This window comes from Akkermansiaceae bacterium (genome assembly GCA_017798145.1).
Classification (GTDB): Bacteria; Verrucomicrobiota; Verrucomicrobiia; order Verrucomicrobiales; family Akkermansiaceae; genus Luteolibacter.
The window spans coordinates 2,919,224-2,941,046 of sequence record CP059069.1 but is presented as its reverse complement, the minus strand read 5'-3'; the positions used below and the strand labels follow the sequence as shown (position 1 = coordinate 2,941,046).

The 21,823-nt window shown below is 62.8% G+C and carries 13 protein-coding genes and 1 pseudogene; 3 read left to right on the top strand and 11 right to left on the bottom strand.

Going from position 1 to position 21,823, the window contains the following annotated elements:
- Positions 1-13: 13 nt before the first annotated feature.
- Positions 14-823 carry a sugar phosphate isomerase/epimerase gene (locus tag HZ994_12495; protein ID QTN34394.1) on the top strand — a complete coding sequence of 270 codons (810 nt, stop codon included), beginning with the start codon at positions 14-16 and terminating at the stop codon, positions 821-823.
- A gap of 56 nt (positions 824-879) precedes the next feature.
- Here the strand turns inward: HZ994_12495 and HZ994_12490 are convergent, their stop codons facing one another.
- Positions 880-2,553 (bottom strand): serine hydroxymethyltransferase, encoded by a 1,674-nt coding sequence (locus HZ994_12490; GenBank protein ID QTN33098.1) that lies wholly within the window; start codon positions 2,551-2,553, stop codon positions 880-882.
- 208 nt (positions 2,554-2,761) lie between these two features.
- Between HZ994_12490 and HZ994_12485 the strand changes: the two genes are divergently transcribed.
- Both HZ994_12485 and galK read left to right on the top strand, forming a co-directional pair.
- The gene (locus HZ994_12485) at positions 2,762-4,354 is read left to right on the top strand and encodes a solute:sodium symporter family transporter (GenBank protein QTN33097.1); all 1,593 of its coding nucleotides are present in this window, start codon (positions 2,762-2,764) and stop codon (positions 4,352-4,354) included.
- 4 nt (positions 4,355-4,358) lie between these two features.
- Positions 4,359-5,534 (top strand): galactokinase, encoded by a 1,176-nt coding sequence (gene galK, locus HZ994_12480; GenBank protein ID QTN33096.1) that lies wholly within the window; start codon positions 4,359-4,361, stop codon positions 5,532-5,534.
- Between the two features lie 49 nt (positions 5,535-5,583).
- Here galK and HZ994_12475 read toward each other — a convergent pair whose 3' ends face one another.
- The 10 genes and pseudogenes from HZ994_12475 to HZ994_12430 all read right to left on the bottom strand — a co-directional run bounded on the left by HZ994_12475 (position 5,584) and on the right by HZ994_12430 (position 21,809).
- Complete coding sequence (locus HZ994_12475) at positions 5,584-9,561, bottom strand: HEAT repeat domain-containing protein (GenBank protein ID QTN33095.1); 3,978 nt, start codon at positions 9,559-9,561, stop codon at positions 5,584-5,586.
- A gap of 15 nt (positions 9,562-9,576) precedes the next feature.
- Positions 9,577-10,737: a hypothetical protein gene (locus tag HZ994_12470; GenBank protein QTN33094.1), complete on the bottom strand. Its 1,161-nt coding sequence runs from the start codon at positions 10,735-10,737 to the stop codon at positions 9,577-9,579.
- A complete protein-coding gene (locus HZ994_12465) occupies positions 10,734-12,350 on the bottom strand; it encodes a DUF4159 domain-containing protein (GenBank protein QTN33093.1) in 1,617 nt (538 codons plus the stop codon). Before HZ994_12465 ends, HZ994_12470 begins: the two co-directional genes overlap by 4 nt.
- Before the next feature lie 18 nt (positions 12,351-12,368).
- Complete coding sequence (locus HZ994_12460) at positions 12,369-12,812, bottom strand: hypothetical protein (protein ID QTN33092.1); 444 nt, start codon at positions 12,810-12,812, stop codon at positions 12,369-12,371.
- Between the two features lie 19 nt (positions 12,813-12,831).
- The gene (locus tag HZ994_12455) at positions 12,832-13,212 is read right to left on the bottom strand and encodes a biopolymer transporter ExbD (protein ID QTN33091.1); all 381 of its coding nucleotides are present in this window, start codon (positions 13,210-13,212) and stop codon (positions 12,832-12,834) included.
- A 41-nt stretch (positions 13,213-13,253) separates the two neighbouring features.
- On the bottom strand, positions 13,254-13,667 hold the full coding sequence (locus HZ994_12450) for a biopolymer transporter ExbD (GenBank protein ID QTN33090.1): 414 nt from the start codon (positions 13,665-13,667) through the stop codon (positions 13,254-13,256).
- A 65-nt stretch (positions 13,668-13,732) separates the two neighbouring features.
- Positions 13,733-14,101: pseudogene (locus HZ994_12445) on the bottom strand (GxxExxY protein).
- Positions 14,102-14,253: 152 nt separating this feature from the next.
- The gene (locus tag HZ994_12440; GenBank protein QTN33089.1) at positions 14,254-14,895 is read right to left on the bottom strand and encodes a MotA/TolQ/ExbB proton channel family protein; all 642 of its coding nucleotides are present in this window, start codon (positions 14,893-14,895) and stop codon (positions 14,254-14,256) included.
- 12 nt (positions 14,896-14,907) lie between these two features.
- On the bottom strand, positions 14,908-15,264 hold the full coding sequence (locus HZ994_12435; protein QTN33088.1) for a hypothetical protein: 357 nt from the start codon (positions 15,262-15,264) through the stop codon (positions 14,908-14,910).
- Positions 15,261-21,809: a tetratricopeptide repeat protein gene (locus HZ994_12430; protein QTN33087.1), complete on the bottom strand. Its 6,549-nt coding sequence runs from the start codon at positions 21,807-21,809 to the stop codon at positions 15,261-15,263. The genes HZ994_12435 and HZ994_12430 overlap by 4 nt, the downstream gene beginning before the upstream one ends.
- Between the last annotated feature and the right edge of the window lie 14 nt (positions 21,810-21,823).

Here is a 21,823-nt window from a genome sequence, read left to right as displayed (position 1 = left end):
CGCCGCCATCGCCATCGCACTTTCCGCAACCCTCCATGCAAACCCCATCCCGGAAAACCTCCGCCAGGAAGGCTGGTTCATCGGCGCACAGGCATACACGTTCCGGAACTACACCGCCTTCGAGGCCATCGCCAAGACCAAGGAGGCCGGTGGCAACATGATCGAGTTCTACCCCGGCCAGAAGCTCAAGCCCGGCTCCGATGTGAAGGTCCACCACACCATGCCGGAGGAGGCGATGAACGAGCTTCTCGCCGAGTGCAAGCGCCTCGGCGTCCACGCCGTCAACTACGGGGTCGTCCCCGCACAGAACGCCGAGGAGGTCGATAAAATCATGGATTTCGCCAAGAAAATGGGACTCTACGCAGTCTGTTCCGAATCCACCGAGCAGATCGTCGCCTGGGAAAAGGCCGCCATCCGCACCGACATCAAGGTCGCCTTCCACGAGCACGGCGGCTCCATGAGCAACCCGAAATACAAGGTCTGGCACCCGCTCTACATCCTCGGCGTGGTCGAGAGCCGCGACAAGCGCGTCGGAGCCTGCGCCGATCTTGGCCACTGGTGCACCTCCAACCTCAAGCCCGTCGAGTGCCTCCGCATCCTCGACGGCCGCATCGTCAGCGTCCACCTCAAGGACAAGGCCGATTTCGGAGCCTCCGAGGTCGTCCCCGCCGGCAAAGGTGTCGTCGATGTCGCCGCCTGCCTCGAGGAACTCAAAAAGCAGGAATTCGACGGCCACATCTCCATCGAGCACGAGAACGACTGGAAGGACAACGTCCCCCAGGTCAGGGCGAACATCGATTTCGTCAAATCCCACCCGAAGTAGGCATCACCTGGGCGCAAAGGGCATATCCATCGCCCCTTGCAGGCCAGGCGCGGATCTCACCAAGGCAGCGGGAACGCCCGGTTGAAGGCAAAAACCTTGTCGCGGATCGCGTGCAGCTTGGCTTCGTTGGTGTGATCCGCCAACGCTTCGGCGATGAAGTCGGCCACCTGCTCGACATCCTTTTCCTTCATGCCGCGTGTGGTCACGGCGGGGGTGCCGATGCGGATGCCGCTGGGCTTCATCGGGCTGCCCGTGTCGAAGGGGATCCCGTTCTTGTTGACCGTGATCCCCGCCTCGTCGAGGGCGTGCGAGGCTTCCGCCCCGTTGAGGCCTTTGGGGCGGAGATCGACGAGCATCACGTGGTTGTCGGTGCCGCCGGAGCAGATGCGGAAACCATGGTGGGTCATGCGCGCGGCGATGGCCCGGGCGTTTTTCACAACCTGCTCCTGATATTCCCGGAAGCCGGGCTGGAGCGCCTCGTGGAAACACGTGGCCTTCGCGGCGATCACATGCATCAGCGGCCCACCCTGGATGCCGGGGAAAACCTGGGAGTCGATTTTCTTCGCGAACTCCTCCTTGCAGAGGATGATCCCGCCGCGCGGGCCGCGCAGGGACTTGTGGGTGGTGGAGGTGACGAAATCCGCGTGCGGCACCGGCGATGGATGCACCCCGGCGGCAACGAGTCCGGCGATGTGCGCCATATCCACGAAAAGGTAGGCCCCCACCTCTTTTGCCAGTTTCCCCATGCGCTCGAAATCGATGACTCGGGAATAGGCGGAGGCTCCCACGGTGATCAGGGCGGGCTTGAGCTCGCGGGCGGTCTTTTCCAGCTCCTCGTAATCGATTCGCTCGTCTTCCGGCGAGACCCCGTAGTGGGTGACATCGTAGAAACGGCCGGAAAAGTTCGCCTTGTGCCCATGGGTGAGGTGGCCGCCGTGGGCGAGATCCATGGTGAAAATCTTGTCTCCCGGCTTGAGCACGGAAAAATACACCGCGGTGTTCGCCTGCGAACCGGAGTGCGGCTGGACGTTGGCATGCTCGGCTCCGAAAAGCTGCTTCGCGCGGTCGATGGCAAGCTGCTCGGCCACATCGACGTATTCACAGCCGCCGTACCAGCGCTTCCCGGGATAACCCTCGGCGTACTTGTTGGTCAGCAGCGAGCCCTGCGCCTCCATCACGGCGGGCGAGGCGAAGTTTTCCGAGGCGATGAGCTCGATGTGGTTCCGCTGGCGGTGCTCCTCGCCGACGATGGCCGCGTAGAGCTCGGGATCGGAAACGGCGATGGCACTGCCGGAGGACTTGCAGACACGCCTCTCGTGGCGGCCACCCTCGAATTCCGTGGCCAGGAAGGCATCCACCATCTCCTGCGCGGTCGGGATATCGGTGTATTTCCCGGCAAGGCAGAGGATGTTCGCATCGTTGTGCCGGCGGGTGATGACCGTCTCCTCAACCGTGCGCACATTGGCGGCGCGGACATGGCGATGGCGGTTCGCGGCGATGCTCATGCCCACCCCCGAGGTGCAGGCAAGGATGCCGAAATCGAAGGTGCCGTCCGCAACATTCCTGGAAACCGCATTCCCGAAATCCGGGTAGTCCACCGAATCCGCCTTGTCCGTCCCGAAATCCTCCACCTCATGGCCGCTCTCACGGAGTCTGGCGACAATGGCGTTCTTCATTTCAAAGGCGCCATGATCGGCGCCGACGGCGATGCGGAGTGGGGATTGGCTCATGGGTCGGGGACGTGCGGGCATTCAACGACGGCAATCCCTGATTGGAAACCGGAAACTTCGGGAAAATCCGCAAGACTTCCGGATTCGCGGCCTATCCAGTGACAGGGGGGAAATTGAACCCCTTCATGATCTCCCAATGTTTGTGCTTCCGGCCTAGCGCCATACACGCTTAAAAACATCCCCACAACCCACCAACCGAAAACCCAAAATGACCATTATCTCCCTCATCCTGTTCACCGCCTTCGCGGCAGGCCTCACCTGGTTCATCACCCGCAAGGATGAAAAGGAAAGCTCGGAAGGTTTCTTCCTCGGCGGCCGCTCGCTCACCTTCCCCATCATCGCCGGCTCCCTGCTGCTGACCAATCTCTCCACCGAGCAGATGGTCGGCCTGAACGGCGCCGCCTTCGCCCACGGCCTGAGCGTGATGGCATGGGAGGTCGTCGCTGTCGTCGCCCTCGTCCTGATGGCGATCTTCTTCCTGCCGCGCTTCCTCCGCACCGGCATCACCACCGTCCCGCAGTTCCTTGAGCTCCGCTACGACCGCACCACCCAGTCCATCGCCAACACCATTTTCCTCCTGGCCTACACCTTCCTCCTCATCCCGCTCATCCTCTACACGGGCGCGATCGGCCTCATCAGCATCGTCGACCTGAAAGGCCTCACCGGGATCGAGAACGAAACCACCCTGCTGCGCGGCACCGTCGTCCTCATCGGTGTCATGGGAATGCTCTACTCCCGCTTCGGCGGCCTGCGCACGCTCGCCGTGCTCGATACGATCAACGGCATCGGCCTGCTCGTCGGCGGAATGCTCGTCGCGTATTTCGCCCTCAATGCCGCAGGCGCCGGCGAAGGCATCTCGGCCGGATGGGCCTCGCTCAAGGAAGCCCAGCCCGCACGCATGAACTCGATGGGTGCCGAGGGTTCCGAAGTCCCCTTCTCCACCCTCTTCACCGGCGTCGCCCTGCTAAACCTCTTCTACTGGTGCACGAACCAGCAGATCATCCAGCGCACCTTCGGCGCATCCAGCCTTGCGGAAGGCCAGAAGGGCGTGCTGCTCACCGGAGCCCTGAAACTCCTCGGGCCGCTCTACCTCGTTCTCCCGGGTCTCGTCGCCTTCCAGCTCTACGCGGGCAAGGGAATTTCCAACGACCAGGCATACGGCACCCTCGTCCGCGACCTCCTTCCCGGCCCGCTCACCGGATTTTTCGCGGCGGTCATGATCGGAGCCATCCTCAGTTCCTTCAACGCGGCGCTCAACAGCACCTCCGCCCTCTTCTCCATCGGCCTCTACAAGCATGTCCTCAATCCATCCGGCACGGAAAAGCAAACCGTCCGCGCCGCGAAATGGTTCGTGGTGATCGTGGCCATCGCCGCGATGGTCGGCGCCCCGCTCCTCGCCGGCCAGGACACGATCTTCGGATACCTGCAGAAGATGAACGCGATCTACTTCATCCCCATCTTCTCGGTCGTCGTCGTCGGGATGCTCCATCCCCGCGTCCCCGCATGGGCCGCTTCCATCGCGATGCTCGCCGGGATCCTGATGATCTCGCTCGGATACTTCGTCCCCGCCTTCGACACCGCCATGAAGGACGCAGGCCTCCACGGCTTCCATTTCATCGGTATCGTCTTCGCCATCCTCGTCATCTTCCTGCTCATCGTCGGGAAGGTCGCCCCACGGGCGGAGGCATGGAAGATCTCGACCTCAAACGACATCGACCTCACCCCGTGGAAGGGGGCGAAACTCGCCAGCGCCCTTCTGATACTTGTCGTCATCGGCATTTACGCCGCCTTTGCAGGCTGAACCCATGCTGACCCCCAACCCTCCCATCGCCACGCTCGTTTCCGAAGCGAGAAACGAGCTCCGCTCGCGCTTCGGCTGCGAGGCCACGATCCTTGCCGCCGCCCCCGGCCGCGTGAACCTCATCGGCGAGCACATCGATTACTGCGATGGCTTCGTCCTGCCATTCGCCATCGAGCGGACGGTTCTCATCGCCGCCGCGCCGAACGGGAGCGACGAGGCAAGGGTGGCGACCGCCTTCGACTCCGAACCCGCCGTGTTCCCGGCATCCGGCGCACAGCAAAAAGGCTCGCCGAAATGGGCCAACTACCTGCGTGGCGTGATCCACGGTTTCCACCGGCGCGGCATAGCCATCCCGGGCTTCGATGCCTTCATCGTCTCCAGCCTGCCGGGCGGGGCGGGGCTTTCCTCATCCGCCGCGCTTGAGTGCGCCGCCGCTACCCTGCTGGAGGCGCTCACCGGCACCACCTTGGGCACCCGTGAAAAAGCCTTGCTCGCGCAAAAAGCCGAGCATGATTTCGCGGGCGTGCCCTGCGGCATCATGGATCAGTTCGCATCCGCCTTCGGAAAGGAGGACCAGCTCATCCTCATCGACTGCCGCTCCGGCGAGCCGGAAATGGTGCCTTTCGCAGACCCCTCGCTGACCATCCTCGTCTCCAACACGAAAGTCTCCCACGAGCTCTCCGACGGAGGCTATGCAGCCCGCAGGAAAAGCACCGAGGACGGGCTGGCCGCCATCGGCAAGCCAAGCTGGCGCGATGTTTCCCAGGCGGATCTCGTTGCGGCAGAAGGGCACATGGATGAAACCACCTACCGCCGCTCGCGCCATGTCGTCGGCGAGATCGCCCGCACCATGGCCGCGGTCGAAGCCCTCAAAGGCGGTGATTTCCAGGAACTCGGACGCCTCATGTATGAAAGCCACAACTCCCTTCGCGACGACTTCTCGGTCTCATGCCCGGAGCTGGACCATCTCGTGGAGACGGCTTCCGGAATCGATGGGGTCATCGGGGCGCGAATGACTGGCGGCGGCTTCGGGGGCTCCACCGTCACCCTCTGCGAGGCCGGCAAGGCGGAAGCGATCGCCGCCGCCCTCGCGGAATCCTACGGGGCGAGCTTCGGCTTCGCTCCGGAAATCTTCGCAAGCCGCCCTGCCGAGGGCGCGAGGCTGCTTGCGGCCACCTGATGTCGGGCGTCCCCGGCTTGGCTTGCCGGGCTTTTCCTCCGCCGATCGCTCATTCGAATTCCAGGGTGTCGAACTCGGGGATGGGAGCCTCGCCGGGTTTGTGGATCCTGAGCAGGACTTTCCCGGCACGCGCCTGGAGCTCCTTCCACTCGACGTATTTGTCATCCTTGCTCATGTGCGCCTGGATGCCTCCCCGTAGCCTGGTGACCTCGATGTACTCGATGACATCCTGAAGCGCCTTGGCGGCGATTTCGGAATCGGCCGGGGAAAGCTTGCCCATGCCCTCGGCGCAGGTGATGAGGTTCCCGGCGGCGCTTTCCACTCCCTTTTCAAGGCAGAACATCAGGGCGCGCATGGCGCGGGCTTCCGGGATGTGGCTGAGTTGGGTGATGAGCTGCCTGTCGAGCGCGAGCTTGAGCATCGCCTCGGCGAAATCCATTTTCTCGGCAACCGTGACATCGCCATAGCCCTTGGGGCCGATGACCATGCGGCGGACGGAATGGGCGCCGACGATCTCCGCGCTGCGCTTGTCCGTGGCTGCGAGCTCGAGCATGAGCTTGTCCGCAGCCCGGCTCGGAGAGTAGGAGAGCGCGTAGCAAATCTCCTCGAATTCCGTTAGGCTGTCGGTCTGCGCGGCTTTTTTGAGCACATCGATGGATGGCGCGTCGCCGATGCGGGCAATGAGGTAGTAAGCGATGGGCCGGGCGGATGGCTCGGCATCCGGAAGCATGGCGATCAGAGCGTCGCGCAAGGCCGCATCGAACGCGGGATCGCCGATGAGTGGATCGAGCGCTTCCTCGCAGCCGCGCAGGTCTTCCTTCGAAGTTGACGCCTTCAGGTGGGCGACGACTTCCGGGATCACCGCATTTCCCCCGAGGGCCATGGTCGCACGGATCGCGGATTGGCGGACAAGCGGCTCTTCGTGGGACATCGCCTGCTTCGCGGTGGAAAGGCCGGACTCCACCTTGCAGAGCGCGAGCGTATCGAGGATGCCGGAGGCGGCGCGCGGATCCTTGGTTTTCGCAAACAGGTCGTTGAGCAGGTTTCCGCTGCCCGCAACGAGTCCGGGGGCTAGCTTGCGGCTGTGCTCGCGCAGCCTCCAGTAAGGATGGCTCAGATACGGCGCGAAATCCTCCAACGCATCCGGCCCGAGGGTCTCGGCGAGGTAATCCATCGCCGCCATCTTGCGGAAGTAATCCTTGCGGTCTGGATCGGCGAGGGTGGCTCGGCAGAGTTTCAGCTTCGCCCCCGTGCCGTCGGCCGCATCCAGGTTTTTCCGAAAAAACGAGCCCGCCTCATCGGCGATGCTGGGTAGATTGGGCACGGGTTTCGCCGCCTCGATCCTGGCAAGGAGCGTGTCGAGGTTGGTTGTCACCTCCACCCATTTGTTTCTCTCGTCCTTGGTCGTGACCGAGAGGTTCGGGTCGTCGGTCAGGACGGTTCTGAGGAAGCCCGCAAAGTCCCTGAAAGCGCCCGGACTGCCCAGAACGATGGGCGGGTCGATCAGCGGATCCTTGAACGTGACCTTGGCGCGGATGTCGCGCGGTACGCCCGCCTTTTTGCGCAACAGGTGAGCGGACGCCTCATAAGCCTCGCGGTATCCGAACTTGCGGAGCAACTCCCTCGCCGGCGCAGCGCGGTTGGCGAACATCTGGTCCCCGATCTGTTCCTCCTCGGCCGCGAAGGTCAGCGGCCCGGCGAGCCTGACGACGGTTTCCTTGTCCCATACGCCGTTTCTGGAAGCGATGAAACCCTTGCCGACGGGATCGAGCTCAATCAGTTTTTCCAAGGCGCGGTAAACGAGATCCTCGTCGAAGCCGGCCTCGAAGGGCGATTTCGCGAGCGGGCTGTCATCGCCGAAAAGCGGAACTTGGGTGGCGTTTCGGACGCTGTTTGGCGCGACCGCCTGCTGCGGCGCGGCCGTGGCTTCCAGCATCGCGAGCTGGGTTTCCTCGGTCTCGGTGCTCTTCGAGATCACATTGACCGCGCTGATGCGCACGAAGTCCTTGGGGTCGTCGAGGAGCTTGGTGAGTTTGGAAAGGTTTTCCAACACGGCATCATTACCGCAGGCGAGCAGGCCGCGGCAGGCGCCCTCGCGGAGGCGCGGCTCATCGCTGCCGAGCAACTCCACGAGTCGGGGCAGGATTTCCTTTTCGCCGGCCTGGTAGCGCTTGCCCAGTTCATCTGCGTAGGCTCCGCGCGCTTTCGGAAAGAAGATGTCGAGCAGGTCGAAGATCTCATCGGTGCTGCGCTCCTGCCATGGCTTTCCGGAACGCGCGATGAGGGCAGGGTCGTTGAGCTGTCCGCGCGCGCTGGTGAGCAACTGCTTCATCTCGCGCTCGGTCGTCCACAGCTCCTTGTCCTCGTCCTTGCCGGTGATGAGGGTCTGTTTGTAAATGACGGCCTGGTTGAAGACCTGGGTGGCGGTCGGATCGCGCAGCGCGCTGTAGCCGCCGGGCGAGTGATAGACGAAGCTGCCGTCGAACATTCGTGCAAGCGTGCGGCTCCAGCGCATGTTGCGCTCCGCGGCGATGCGCCCCTCGGGGCCGCACAGCGTGGCTCCCCAGGCAGACCATTGGGTGTGGTAGTCGTGGGCGTGCCCGCCGCGCGGGGTGAAGGAGGCGTGGGTGGACATCTGCGAGAAATATTTCGCGCCGTATTTGTCCCCCAGGAGTTTCAGGGAGAAGGCGATGCCGGTGTTCTTGCCGTTGCTGTCATCGGTGCCGGCTGCTCCGTGATCGCCGTAGGGCAGGGCTCCCTGGTCGATGAATGAGCTGAAAAATTTCTGCGCCCGGATCACGGCGGCATCGATTTCCGGATCCTTGATGCCAAGCTTCTGTGCAAGTGTGATGAGGAAGAAACAGCGGTTCCCGGCGGCGTTGAGCGCGCCGTATCCGGGGTTCATCCTGTGCAGCTCGCCGCCGTTGAAGGACGGGTAGGCGAAGGTGTGCCCCCAGCTGCCGCCGCCGCTCTGGCCCATGGCGGTGTCGATGGCGTATTTGCGGAGGGCGGGGAGGACGAAGTCATCGCCGGTGGCATCGTAATAGAGTGCGCAATAGAGCCCGCCGAAACCATGATGCCAGCTCTGGTAGCCCTTGTAGCCCTTGTAGCCGGGCTCGAACATCGCTCCGGGGGGCTCCGTGGGTGGACGCCATGGCGAGTTCGGGCCGCGCACCCAGTCATGCACGATCTTGCGGTGCTCCGGCTTGCCGGATGCGACCAATGCCATCGCCTCGATGATGCCGCCCTTGCCGCTGCGCGGATCCTTCGGGTCTGCGACGAATTTTTTCTCCAGCACCTTCCATGCGTCCTCGAGGATCTGCTGCGTCTTCGGGCAATCGTAGGGAGCAGTATCGCTGTAGGCGGGCATGGTGCGCAGCTTCAGCTCCACCTCGAATGTCTCCGGGACGATGGGAAACTTGTCGAAGCCCAGCTTGGTGACTTCCTTGGTGCGCTCCTCCTCGGGCTTCCAGTCGTAGAGCGAATTGTCATCGCGAACCTCGTCGAAGAGCTTGTCCACATCGACCCCAGCGACATCCTGCTTGCCGAAGCGCGCGGCGTAGTTCTTGTCGCGCCAAACCTGGAAGGTGATCTTGCCGCCGTTCTCCTCTTTCTCGGCCTCGATGATCGCATTGCCAATCAGGATACCAAGGTGCCCGCCGGGCTCGAACTTTTTCCCGTTCATTCCGGTGATCACATCGCCCCACATGAATTTCCCATGGGCGGGGGAGCCATTGAGCGTGCTCTGCACCTGGATCTGATCCCCTACGAAATCACCGACCATCAATCCCACGATCCCGGTCGGCCCGTAATACCATGGCTTCGGCTCCTTCTTCTTTGCAGGGGGGATGAGCTCGCCCTTGGTGAGATCAGGGAGGTTTGCCGGGCGCTCCACTTCCTCGGCGCCAAGGTCGCCGTCCCTGAGGAGCGCGTCCATCTCCTCCTGGGTGTGGGTGCGCTCCTCGGCGGCGGCGGGCAAGGCGAGAATCGCTGTTAGAAGGGCGGCGGAGAATGCGAGGGATTTCATGGTGGATGAGGTTTCTTATCTGGGCGGATTGGAAATGAAGAGAGACAGGCCGGCATCGCGGCCGAGGGTGGCGAAGCCATTGCGAATGTTTTCCGGGACCGGCTCATTGAGATCCCAGACGATGTGGACGGTCTGGGCGACGCGGGAACGGGTCTCGCGGCGCTCGGCCAGGATTTTGAGGAAAGTGCCGAGCATCGTCTTGGCGCGTGTTGCGGAGCCGACCGCGAAGGAGCTCCGTCCGAACCAGAGCGCCTCGAAAACAAAGCTGTCGCCCAACTCCATATCCCCGCCGAGGCGGATGACATCCATTTTCCCGAGGCTTTGGAACGAGTCGGGAAGCTGCGCCGCTTTCGCCGGATCTTCGGTGAGGTAGAGGAAGGCGTCGCCACGTTTCGCCATCCACGAAAGCTCCTGGATGATGCTGCGGCGGGCAGGCTCCGGCCTTGTGAAAACGGCTTCCTGCGGGGTCAGCGAGTTCAGCCAACCGCTGGGAAGCGGCAGCGGCAGGTAGGCCTCGCGGTAGGAATTCGCGCGGCGGAGGTAGTCGGCGATGACGATGGCAATCCCGATGAGCAGCAGGGCCTGTATCGCCCTAATGTTGAAAAGATCAAGCCGGTTGGCCAGAACGAGATCCTTCGCGTTCATCGTGATCGGCTCCTCCTCCACGACGCCTTCCAAGCCCTCGGTGGCGAGATCCTCGCGCTTCTCGTTGGCGCCGATCGCGCTTTCGAGATCATCGCCATCCGCCGTGCCGCCGCTGCGCTCGCGCTTGCCCTGTTTCCAGGCGGGCTCGCCGGGCTTGCCCAGTTGCTTGTCCATGTATTTCAGATCCGCCTCGTCCATGCCCGCGCGATCCATGAAATCGTCCGCGCCGTCCTCGGCGAAGCGGATGTCCGCCACCTCATCGCCACGGCTGTCGATCGCGGCCTGGCGCTTCGCCTCCTGCTCGGCTTCCTTGGCGGCGATCAGCTCGGTGCGATCGGGCTGGATGCGGTTCACGTGGTTTTCGGAATTCAGCTTCGCAAGCACCAGGGCCGCGATTCCTAACAGAAGGGCGATGTGGCATAGCCAGCGGCGCGGGCGCATCCGGGAGTGGAGCAGCCACAGCACAGGCATCGCGATCCAGAGGAGCACGCTGAGGTAGCCTAGGATGTTGAAGGAGTTCCAGTTCATCATTTCTTCTTCTTGGAAATCGCGTCATTCCACTGGTTGAAGGAGTAGTAAACCAGGTTGATGCCGAGGTTCATGGCGGCCTCGCGCATCTCGGGCGACACATCGGTGTAGCCCTGGGATTTCCATGCGTCGTTCATATCACCGGGGTGGTAGAAGACGCACCAGCGGCCTTCGTGTTTCACGCCGAGCGCGCGCCTGCCGCCATGGCCCCAGAAGGCGGGTGCGCCGTCCGGGAAGCCGTAGGGGAGCTGATAGATCATGTCGTCGTCGGCGATGTCGAGCAGCGGCTTGTCCGGGAACACCTGGCGCATGAAGTGCAGGAAAGACTGGTGGAAACGCGCACTGCCCGCATCCGCGATGAGCATCCCTCCTTTCAGGCAATACTCGCGCAACGTCTTCGCATCCTCGGAGCTGATGCGGCCCATGTCGGAGTTTCCTGTTAGATAGACGAAGGGAGGGAAGCCGTCGTCAGGATACTTCCGCAGGAGGGCGATGGAGTGGCTCTCGCCCTTGCTGGCGATTTTCCTGAAGCCTGTGGACTGTGCGAAGGCGCGGAGGAAATTGATGTCCGCATCGGTTTGATCCATGCCGTCATCCCAGCCCGCGCCGGAATGCTCAAGGCGGATGAAGCGGATCTTGTAATCCTCCATCCCCTCCGGCCAGCCGCCTTTGGTGCCGCCGCCCTTGCCCATTTTCCCGGCCTTCGCATTGGCGGATGCCTCGTAGGTCACCTGGGTTTTCTGCTCCATGACCTGATCGACCTCGGTGTTGTCGAGATCCGGCTGGTCGAAGATGATCGCTGAGTTTGGGCGCAGAGTGAGGGTCTGCTTCTTTTTCTTCTTCGGCTGCACCATTTTCACCATGGCAACCACCGGATTTCCGCTGCCCTGAGGCACCTTGTAGGCCTCCACACATCCGCCGAGGCTGAGGATGTAAGGGATGATGACGATGATGAGCAGGTGGGTCAGGATACTTGCGTAGAGGCTGCGGCGGTGGCGCGGGTCGCGGCCATGGGTGCGAACATCCTCAAGCAAGCGGTCGCCCTCCATGGCATCTCCGGTCTTCCCGGAAAAGGCGGCGAACACCGAGCGGCTGCGGAGCATCACATGGCACCATGCGGCATAACCCGCCACGGCCAACGCGGGCCAGCAGGCGCCCCACCAGAGCAGGATGGTGGTGGCCTTGTCCTGCTTCGAGCCATCGACAGCGATCTCTTCCCTGAGGATGGCGAACACGCCCTGCCAGACGGTGAAAACGTAAAACGCCACGACCAGATAAACCGCCAGCAGCGCGATGCGGAGCAGGTGGTAGGTGCTGCGGTTCCGCCAGAAGCCCATCCCTCCGGCCACCGCGCAGATGGCGGCGAGAATGCCGAATGACTGGATGCAGAGATTTAGGGAGGCGCTTGTATTGTTGCCGGAAAACAGGATGGCGATCTCGCCGTTGCGGGAAAGGAAAGCGGCAAGAACATCCGGGCCCCACGCCCATGCGGCGGCGGCAAGCCCGGTGAGCATGAGCACCGCGGCACTGACAAGCCGAGCCTTGAAGGTGGATGGATCCGTAGGGATCTCATCAACCCTCACTGCGGGGATCTCTGCTCGTATGTTGGGGCTCATGCTTGCTTTCCGAGGCGCTTATTTGAAAAGATCCTCGTCCTCCACGCTCGGCAGCGCCGGGCCGGGCTCGACTTTCTCGATATCCTTCTCGATGGCTGATTTCTCCGGCTCCGGGGCGGCGGGTTCCGTATCGGCGGGAGCCTCCACGGGCGCGGGCGAGGCGGCGGGCTTCGGTTTCCCGTCGGCGAAACGGCTGCCGAGATCCTGCGCCTTCACGCCGTGTTTCTCCGCGATCTCGCGCAGGGAGGCCGTGGCCTCGCGCACCGCGATGTCCATCCGCTCGCTCTCGCCGAGCTTCGAGGTGTCCTCGCCCCCGGATTTGAAAAAGTAGGATGCACTCGTCGCGACCAGCACCACGAGGTGCACCGCCACGGTGAAGATCACGATGGATTTGAGGCTTCGTCCCTTGAAGGTCTCCAGCAGCTCGGCGGGGGTTGTTTGTTCGCTCTTTGTCGTTGTCATTGATTGTTCGGGTTCTTGTTCATTGGTCGAGCTCGCCGACCGCCTCTATGATGCCGCCGGCCGCGGCGATGGCCTGGATGACAGGCTCGAAAATTTCCTTGGGCAGGGCGCTGTCGCACTTGAACTGCACATGCCTCTGCTCGTCGGCGACGGTGTTCGTCAGCAAAGCCCGCACGCCCCACTCCACGTCCTTCGCGCTGTCCACCTCTTCGCCGTCGAAATAGATCACGCCGGTTTCATCGACGGCCACCCGCGCCACCACCTGCGCCTTCATTTTTTCGACATGCTGTGAAAGCGGCAGCTCCACCTGGAGATTGCTCTTTTCCTTGGAAACCTCGCTGCACACCAGGAAGAAGATGATGAGAAGGAACGCGATATCGCCCATGCTCGCGATCGGCACGGGAATTGGTTTCCTTCTCTTTTTGCGGGAGCGTCTCATGGTCAGTTCCCCTCCTCCACGATGGCGACCACACCCTCGTTCGCGCTGATCGCGGCGAGTGCCTGGAAGTAATTTCCGTACGGGGTGCCCTTCGCGGACTCCAGCATCACAACCCGATCCGAGGGTTCCTTGGCGCCAAGCTCCAGCGCCGCAAGCCGATCCTCCAGCTCGTCCATCGTTAGCTTCTTGTCATTCAGGAAAATTTCAGCGCCGCGCAGGTTCACGATGGGGGTTTTTTCGGATTCCGTCTGTGCGGATTTCTCACCAGACGGGAGGTCGGCGGTGATGGTTTTCACTTTTACGAGAGTCGTCGCCACGAGGAAATAGATGATCAGAAGGAACGCAATATCGGAGAAAGATCCCGTGGGGATCTCGCCGCTGCGATGCTTCTTTTCCTTGCTGTATTTCTTTCTCATGGGCTGGGGTTGCGGTTATTTTTAACCACGGATTTCACGGATGGGCACGGATGGATACTGTTGGTTCAGATAGAGACGCGTTTGATCTGAAGTTTGGCGTGTTTGAAATTGAGGAGTAGGGCGGTTCTAAGACCGGTGATATTCAAGTAGCCTAACATCTAGGAAATATGGGTGTCCGTGAAGGCGGTGACAACTTTCGGGTCTGCGATGACCCGTTCATTTACCACGAGGTCTGGGATCAAGGTGCCGATGTGTTGTCCATCATAGTGAACAGGGAAGTTTTTCTGCTGATCACAGGTGAGGCCTTGCTTGGCTAACTCTATAATGAGAGCTCGTTCATAGAGCTTTTCATCGAGACCGGACTTGAGAGTGTTGAGAATTTTCATCGCTGCGCCGATTATGAGTTCGGTTATCTCGCTGTCGTTGGTGAGCATGGATTGAATGTCAGATTTGAGGACAACCCAGAATCCTTTTATGATCCGTGATCATCCGTGATCATCCGTGATCATCCGTGATCATCCGTGTCATCCGTGTCATCCGTGTCATCCGTGTCATCCGTGTCATCCGTGGTTAAATTTATGATCCATCAATGATGCGTCAGGATGAACTCCACGAACTCGCTGTTCGCTTCCTCGATCTCCAGCTCGATCTCGTCGCTCCAGCGGTTGTAGACGCTTTGGGGGATGACGGCGGTAAGGGCGACGATGAGGCCGACGGCGGTGGTCACCAGGGCTTCGGCGATGCCGTCCGCGACGGCTCCGCCGCCGCCGACATTGCCCGCCTCGGCGAGGCCGGCGAAGGAGGCGATCATGCCGGTGACGGTGCCGGTCATGCCGAGCAGGGGTGCGGCGACCCCGATGATGGTGAGGACATCGAGGCGGCGGTTGACCACGCTCATCGCCTGGGCGCTGTAGTCTTCCATCACCTGCCCGACGACAAGGCGCATGGTCTCCGAGCTTTCCTTTTTCCCGTGGAGCTGCTGGTAGGAGCGCAGGCCCGCAAGCAGCACCGAGGCGATGGGCCCGCGTGCGGTCTCGCACTCGGTGATCGCGGCAGGGATGTTGTTTTCGCGGAGGCGGGCGAGAACCTTGGAGCGCAACGACCGCGTGTCGATCTTGCGGTTCTCGCGGAAGGCCATCCAGCGGTCATAGACAACGGCGAGGCTGACCATGCTGCAAAGCATCAGCGGGATCATCAGCGGCCCGCCTTTCAGTATCTGTTCTAACATGTGTGGGTATGGTTATTGGTTCTGGAGCTTGTGGCCCAATGAGGCCGGGTTGAGGATTTCCAAAAGCCGGATCGCCTCGCGGAGAGGCATGCGGAAGCGATTGAAACGGAGGTTTTCCACGGGGGCGATGACCAATTCGCCGGTGGAATGGTTGTAATGGCTGGAGGTGCAGGTGGCGAGCGGGGTTTTTTCCGCATGGCGGCGGCGGGCGACGGCGAGGATGACGAGGTCCGCGCCGGTGACGCAGAGCCAAAGGGGGGTGCGGCGCCACCAGCGGCCGGCGTCGATGCCCTCGCAGCTGCGTATGCTGAGCTTGGGCTCCGCGTTTCCGGCGGTTTCGCGCAGGAGCTGTTTCTCGATTTCGTTCATCTCCGTTTCTTTTGGCTTTCCTTGAGGGACTCGATCATGCGTTCGCGCTCCTTGTTCTCCTCTTGGATGATGCGGGCAAAGACCGGATCGGCAAGGCGGCCGCGGGCGTATTTCGCCCATTTGCTGTCGGGGAAATCGAAGGTGACGCGGCGGTAGAGGGCGTAGGCGGAGCGGGTGTTCTGGCCGCTGTCTCTCCAGCCAGACGTTGGCGTCCGCTCGTAGCTGAGCCCCATCCAGTAGAGCGCCTGGGAGCGGACGTCCTTGTCATCGTAATCCTCCTTGTCCACGACCCGCTGGAAGCCCTGGATGGCTTTTTCATATTGGTGGGCGCGCATGAAATTCTGTGCCGCCCGGAGGCCGGAGAGTCCGGCCAGGGGGTCGTCCGGGAAACGTTCCTGGAGCTTTGAGAAGACCATCGCCGCGTTGAGGAATTCAGGGTAGCTCATCTCGTCGTACTTGAGGACTTCCGCCTGCGAAGCCTCGTCCTCCTTCTCGCGGAACGGATCGCCCATTTTCTTGAAGGCCATGCCCTTGGTCTGGAAATATCCGCCGAGGCGAGCCATGACCGTGGGGATCAGTTCGTCGTCGGGATACTTGTAGGCGAGCTTCACGTATTCCTCCACGGAGTTCTCGATCTCGCCCATCTTCTCATAGACCAGCGCGGTCTTGAACTGGGCCTTGGATGCGAACTCTGTGTCCGGGTAGTCGCCGGGGATTTTCGAGAAACGGGCAAGCGCATCCTGATAGAGCGGGAGCTTCGATTCCTCGTTCTTGGCGAGATCCGCGTATTCCTGCGAGAGGTTCCCCAAAAGATATTCCGCCTGCGCCTTGAGCTCGGGATCGCGGTGGGTGGCGAGCGCCTCGGCAAGGAGTTTCTGCGCCTGGCCGATCTCGCGGCGGGCGAGGCTTTCCTGCTCCATCTCGCGGTGCTTCTTGGCCAGCTCGAAATAGCATTCCGCAAGGGTGAAGCCGGTGCGCACGGCCATCTCGTCTCCGGTGAAGCGCTTGCTGAACGGCTCGATCGCACCATCCGCCCCCTTGTTCACGGTGACCTTGCTGGACTGTTCCCCGAAGGAGACGGTGATGTCATCCCCGTAGCGGACGGGAAAGCCGTTGAGCTCGACCGGGGGCAGCTTGGCGGGCGGTTTCACATCCGCGTAGCTGATGGTGAAAACACCCTTGAAGACACCGGAGTGGGCTTCGGTTTCCTTTAGCTGGTAGCCGGCGGATGCACCGCCGGTGCCTTTCAGCGAAACCTCGGTGACATCACGGTCCGGGCCCTTGTCGAGCCCCGGCGCGATGAGGCGGAGATAGACTTTCTCGCCGACGAAGGCGCTGGTCAGCATCTCGGCATAGCCGTTTTCCATCACATCGAGGAAAGCGTGGCTGCCGACGGTGAAGGTGGCGGTTTTCCAATGGACTTCCTTGTCCTCGTCCTGCCACGGGTAGCCGACGTGGATGATGTCGCCGGCCTTGACCGCGAGGCCTTCGGGGAGGGAGGAGCTCGGGAGATCTTCCGCGTCTTTCGTGGCGAAGCTGCGCTCCGGCGGATCGCCGAGGATGAGGGGGACGGAAAAGGAGAAGCGGCCTTCCTCAAGCGGCGGCTCGTTGGTCGGCGCGGTGGGCGTGCCGGAGAGCGTGTAGCCGGGCGGGGCCTCGACGCCTTCCGCCGTGAGAGTCCCGGTGAGCTTGAGCGTGCCGGGAACGGCGACGTTGAAGCCGGTGCCTTCCAGCTTCGCGGCCTTGCGGGCGGCATCCGTCTGGACGTAGGCGCGGATCTCGCTGCTCTTCGCGAGGGCGAGGTGGGGCACGACCACGTCAAAGCGCAGCGGTGCGCCGATGAGGGAATCGATTTTCTCGCCGGAGTGGATATCCTCGACCACATGCGTGTAGGACAAAGTCCGGCGCGGCACAACGATCTCCGGGCCCGGGGTGCGCCTGGTGGTTGCATCGGCCTGTTTCGGCTCCGCTTTCGGGGCGGGCAATTCCTCGCCGCCCACCGCGTAGGCGCTGAGGGTCGGCACGGCATACTGCGCGTGGCCGATCGTGACGGTGCGGTCTGCTGGGATGCCTGGATCGAGGTTTTCGATGTCCCGATAGACGGCGGTGATCGTGCCGCCCTTGGCCATCCTGATCTCGGAATTCCGCGATGGCTCGCCCTCGACCGGGAAGACCCGCCCGATGAACCGGCCGCTATGCTCCTCGGTTTCTACGGCTTCCATAGTAGCTACCGCACCATCGCTGGAGGTGACGGTGAACTGGATGGTGTCGCGCTGCGGGCTGCCATCGAGATCCGCATCGTCGATGACGATCCCGATGGCATCGTCGAATCGGAAGCGGCGGATCGGCTCAAGCACGAGCACGCGCTCGCCCTCCTCGTTGAGCTCGTAGTTGAGGAAAGATGCGGAGATCGCGCCGTTGTTGAACGCGACGGTCAGGCGCTGCTCGTGGCGGTTGCGGCTCGGCGTGGCGGTGACGGGATCCTCGTAGCGGGCGGTGATCTGGTCGCCGGGCAAGACCTCGAGCTGGGTGTTTTCGCGCAGCGCCTTGTAGTCCTGCGCGACAGGCAGGAGGGGGGTGCCTTCGCGGTTGGTCAGGGTGAGCTTGCTGATCGTCGGGGCTACGCCCTCGAAGCCCTGGATCACCAGCCGGACGAGGCGCGCCTGGGTTTTGTCCCCGAAGGCGACATCGAGGCCGGCATCGGATTTCGTGATCTCCGCCGGCTGTGGGATCATGGCGCGGATGCCTTCGGGAAATTTCCCGGGATCGAACATCGCATCTGGGCAAGGCACGAGTTCTTCCTTGCCCGGCTCGTCGCAAAGCAGGACGGGCTTGCGCTTGAGAAGGCTGTCGCGGCCTTCGTGGCGCCAGACCTGGATCTCGTGGAGGCCCGGGGCAAGCTCGCGCTCGATGAATAGCGGGTCTTCGGAGTCCTCGCCGGCCGGTTTCCCATCGAGGAGGAAAATGGTCTGGATTTTCCCTTCCGCGTTGGCGGCGGGGTAGCCGGTGAGCTTGAAGCGGCGGATCGCGGCGGTGGGTTGGTAGAAAAGGGCGCGGTAACGGATCAGGCCGGAGTATCCGGGGTGGCCGGTTTCCACCATGGGAAGGTTCTCCGCGGAAAGGCCGGTGACGTTTGCGGACAGATAGGCGACGGATTCGCGCGCGGAGGTGAGCTCCATGATTTCCGCCCAGTCCTCCGGCAGCTTGCGGCTTTCCGGATCGGAGACCGGCATGCCGCCGCGGTAGGTCGGGAAAGAGGAAACATGCGGGCGTCCATCCCACGGGGCGGCGTCCTTCGGGAAGCGGGAGCGGGTTGTCCAGTCCGTGCCGTTCATCGATGTCTGGAGGACGAAATGCGTCAGTCCCTGCCCCTCGCCGCCGGTGGCGATGGTCATTTTCCCGAGCGGTACATTGTCGTTCATGTCGATCCCGAAGGTGCGCGCGGCGAACTTATCGCCCACCTCGCCCTGCCAGCCGGGATAGTCCTGCGAGCTGATCGCCATGTTCGGATCGCGGCCGGGAGCGCTCTCGGATGCGAAGGCCAGCGCCTGCGCGCCGGTGGTCGGGACGATGGCCTCGAACTCGCCGCTGAAGGGGTTGGTCTCCTTCAGAACGAGCTGGCGGATCTCATCGCCGCTGGATGCCTGGAGGCTGACGGTGATCTCGTCGATGCCGGGGGTCAGGCTGCGGTCGGGATCGGAGACGCGGAGGTAAACGGGATTGCCCGGGCGCACCGCGCGGGTGCCGAGAGCGGCCTGCGAGGTGGAAAGCCCGAGCTCCTCGATGTCGAGGCGGCGCTCGCCTTCGCGCGGGGCGAAGGCGCCTGCGGAAAACGAAAGGTGGGCGTCCGATGCAACGCCGATCGCGAGATCCGGATCGGCGGGAAGATCGTCCATTTTCTCGCGGAAGCGCTTGGAGTAACCGAAGCGGATCTCATCCTCGCCGAGGATCTGCAAGACCTTGTCGCCCGGAGTCGGCGGGCCGAGGGCGGTGGGCACCTCGGCGCGGAAGCGTTCCTTGCTATCGCCGAGCTGATAGAGAAGCACGCGTTCACTGTCGCCGGATTTCGCCCAGATCTCCACCTCGATATCCGCGCCGATGCCCGAGACGCTGAGGGTGGGGTCGCGCAGGTTGATTTTGACCGCCTCACCGGGGACGATGACCGTATCGTCCTGCGAGGGGCCGAGCTCGATCTCGCTGGCCTCGACGAGCTTGCGCATCTCATACTGGATCTTGCCGCGCAGGATGAGGGCATCGGGATGTTTCGGCTGCTGGCGCAGGACGTCATCGATCTCGGCGAGCGCCTCCGCATAGCTTTCCTGATCCATGAAAACCTCCGCGCGGGCGTAGCGGACACGCATCCGGAATTCCGGGTTCTTCATCCGCATGAGCTTGTCGAGCTCCGTCATGGCTGCGCCGAAATCCTTGGAAACGCGGTCTACCGTGACCGAGCCGAGCGCGGAGATGAGCTGCATCTCGGTGCCCTCGTATTCGGCGGCTTCCGCGACCTTGCGATACCATGCGCGGGAGGTCGGCAAAGCGCCTTTTCGGAATGCGAGATCCGCGTATGCGATTTTCAAGCGCGCCTCCTGCTCCATGCTGAACGTGCCTTCCGCCTGGCGCGACCATATGGTCAGCTCCTTCACCAGCTCCTCGGCCTCGTCGGTTCGGTTCGTCTCGGTATTGCGCTGGAGCAGCCAGAAACCGTATTCCACGGAAAGCTCACGCAGCACCGGCTGGAGCTTGTCGGAATTTTGCAGGTAAAGCTCCCATGCGGAGTCGGTATTGCCCTGCACGAATTCGGAGTTCGATTTATAGATGGGGAAGGCGGGATCGCTTTCATCGACCGGGATTTCCACCGCACCGACCTCCACCGCCGCCTTGCCCGCGACCTGGCGGAGCATCCCGTTGATCTGTGCGAGGTTCGGCGCGGTGTGCATGGCGAGCACAACCCCGGCGCGGCTTTTCACGCCGCTGCGGGCGAGGGTCATGGCGATGGATGGGGCACCGTCTTCCAGTGCCGCCTGCGCGTATTTCGCGAGGGCGTCTGCGCCACGGTAATGGCGGTCGTCGTCGGTGTTGCGCGCGGCCTGCCAGAGGCCGGCGGCGTAGGGCTCGATGGCGCCCCACTGCTTCTGGTCCTGGAAATCCCTGGTCAGGCGGAGCGAGAGTTGCTCATAGCCCTGCCGTGTGGGGAAATCGCCGAGCGGGGAGTTTTCCCTGAACAGCGAGAGCACCATCGCGCGCACCTGCGGCGACCATTCCGGCAACGCGGCGACCTTTTGCAATCCGTTGACTGCCATCGGGCTTGGCGCGCTTGCCGCCCTATCCATGACCACCTTGAAAGCGGTCTCCACGGCGGCCGGGGCGGCATTCTCCGGCAAGTCTAGTAGTTCGCGGCTGCCTGTGGTGTCGGCGACCACGGGTTGTTGCTTTACGGCGGGCTCCGGCTTCGGGGCATCCATGATGCCCGGCACCTTTGCCGCGAGCGCCTGAAGCTCTTCCTTCGTGAAAAGGAAATCCTTCACCTTGCGGTTCTTCCCGCCCCTGACCTCCAGCCATAGCACCTTGCGACCCTGCTCGACAGGCATCGCGGCGAGGGCGGCGAGGATGGGCGCGACCTTGGCCTCGCGCTGCGGGTTGACGAAGCGGGAGAACACCCCGGAGTCGCCGGCGTTGAAATGCATCCAGCCCTTCGCGGCGAGGATGGAGCCTTCGTAAGGCATGAGTGCGATCAGTTCCCCGGCGGCTTTCAGGGGCTCCGTGTAGATCCCGTCGCGCACTTCGATCTTGGCACCGACAAGCTCCGCCACTTTCGCGGCGGCCGGCACGGTGGCCATCACCCAGGCAAGGCGGGCTTTCGTCTCCGCGCTTGTCCGTTTTGCGGCGGAAAGTTTTTTCAATGCGTCGAAGAGTTTTTCATCGCCGTGGTTGAATGTCTCAATCTCGGCGAGGAGTGCACCTAGATGGGCGGGCGCTTCGCTGTCCTCATAGATCGCCGTGAGGAAATTGGCGGAGGTGGTGAGGTCGCCGCGCTCCGCGGCCTGTTTGAGGAACCATTCGTCGAACTGCCGTGCCCGCCCGAAGGAACGCAGCCGTGCGCCGTCCTCCTTCATGAAAAGGTAGGCGGCCTCGGGATCCGCGAGGTGATTGATCAGAAGGCGGTAAGCGGATGGCACCGCCTCGGCCGCGATCCCGGCATCGGGCGCGGGATTCTTGAGGAGCTTGCGGTAGAAGCTTGCGGCCGCCTGCCAATCGCCCGCCCGCTCCGCGGATTGTGCGGCGGCGAAAAGCAGTGGCTGGGAATCGGATTGGTTCGCCGCGAGCCATGGCTTCGCGGCCGCGAAGGCGAGGGCGGAACGGTTTTCCTTCAGACCGGTGTCGAGGATGGCCGCAACCTCCGACTCGTTCTGGACGGGTGCCGATTTGAAGGCGGCGATCCGGTCGTCGAGAGGCGAAGCCGCCGCGATGCCGGAGGCGAGCAATGAAGCCGCCAGGAGCCCTAGGGTTTTCCGCACGCCAGGCCGGGGCATTGTGCGGATCATGCGGCAAGCTTTCG

What these genes read in the sequence shown, in the direction of transcription:
- galK (QTN33096.1), top strand. Translation starts at nt 4,359, where the DNA reads ATGCTGACCCCCAACCCTCCCATCGCCACGCTCGTTTCCGAAGCGAGA.
- HZ994_12465 (QTN33093.1), bottom strand. Translation starts at nt 12,350, where the DNA reads ATGAGCCCCAACATACGAGCAGAGATCCCCGCAGTGAGGGTTGATGAG.
- HZ994_12490 (QTN33098.1), bottom strand. Translation starts at nt 2,553, where the DNA reads ATGAGCCAATCCCCACTCCGCATCGCCGTCGGCGCCGATCATGGCGCC.
- HZ994_12435 (QTN33088.1), bottom strand. Translation starts at nt 15,264, where the DNA reads ATGAACGAAATCGAGAAACAGCTCCTGCGCGAAACCGCCGGAAACGCG.
- HZ994_12450 (QTN33090.1), bottom strand. Translation starts at nt 13,667, where the DNA reads ATGAGAAAGAAATACAGCAAGGAAAAGAAGCATCGCAGCGGCGAGATC.
- HZ994_12485 (QTN33097.1), top strand. Translation starts at nt 2,762, where the DNA reads ATGACCATTATCTCCCTCATCCTGTTCACCGCCTTCGCGGCAGGCCTC.
- HZ994_12470 (QTN33094.1), bottom strand. Translation starts at nt 10,737, where the DNA reads ATGATGAACTGGAACTCCTTCAACATCCTAGGCTACCTCAGCGTGCTC.
- HZ994_12460 (QTN33092.1), bottom strand. Translation starts at nt 12,812, where the DNA reads ATGACAACGACAAAGAGCGAACAAACAACCCCCGCCGAGCTGCTGGAG.
- HZ994_12475 (QTN33095.1), bottom strand. Translation starts at nt 9,561, where the DNA reads ATGAAATCCCTCGCATTCTCCGCCGCCCTTCTAACAGCGATTCTCGCC.
- HZ994_12430 (QTN33087.1), bottom strand. Translation starts at nt 21,809, where the DNA reads ATGATCCGCACAATGCCCCGGCCTGGCGTGCGGAAAACCCTAGGGCTC.
- HZ994_12440 (QTN33089.1), bottom strand. Translation starts at nt 14,895, where the DNA reads ATGTTAGAACAGATACTGAAAGGCGGGCCGCTGATGATCCCGCTGATG.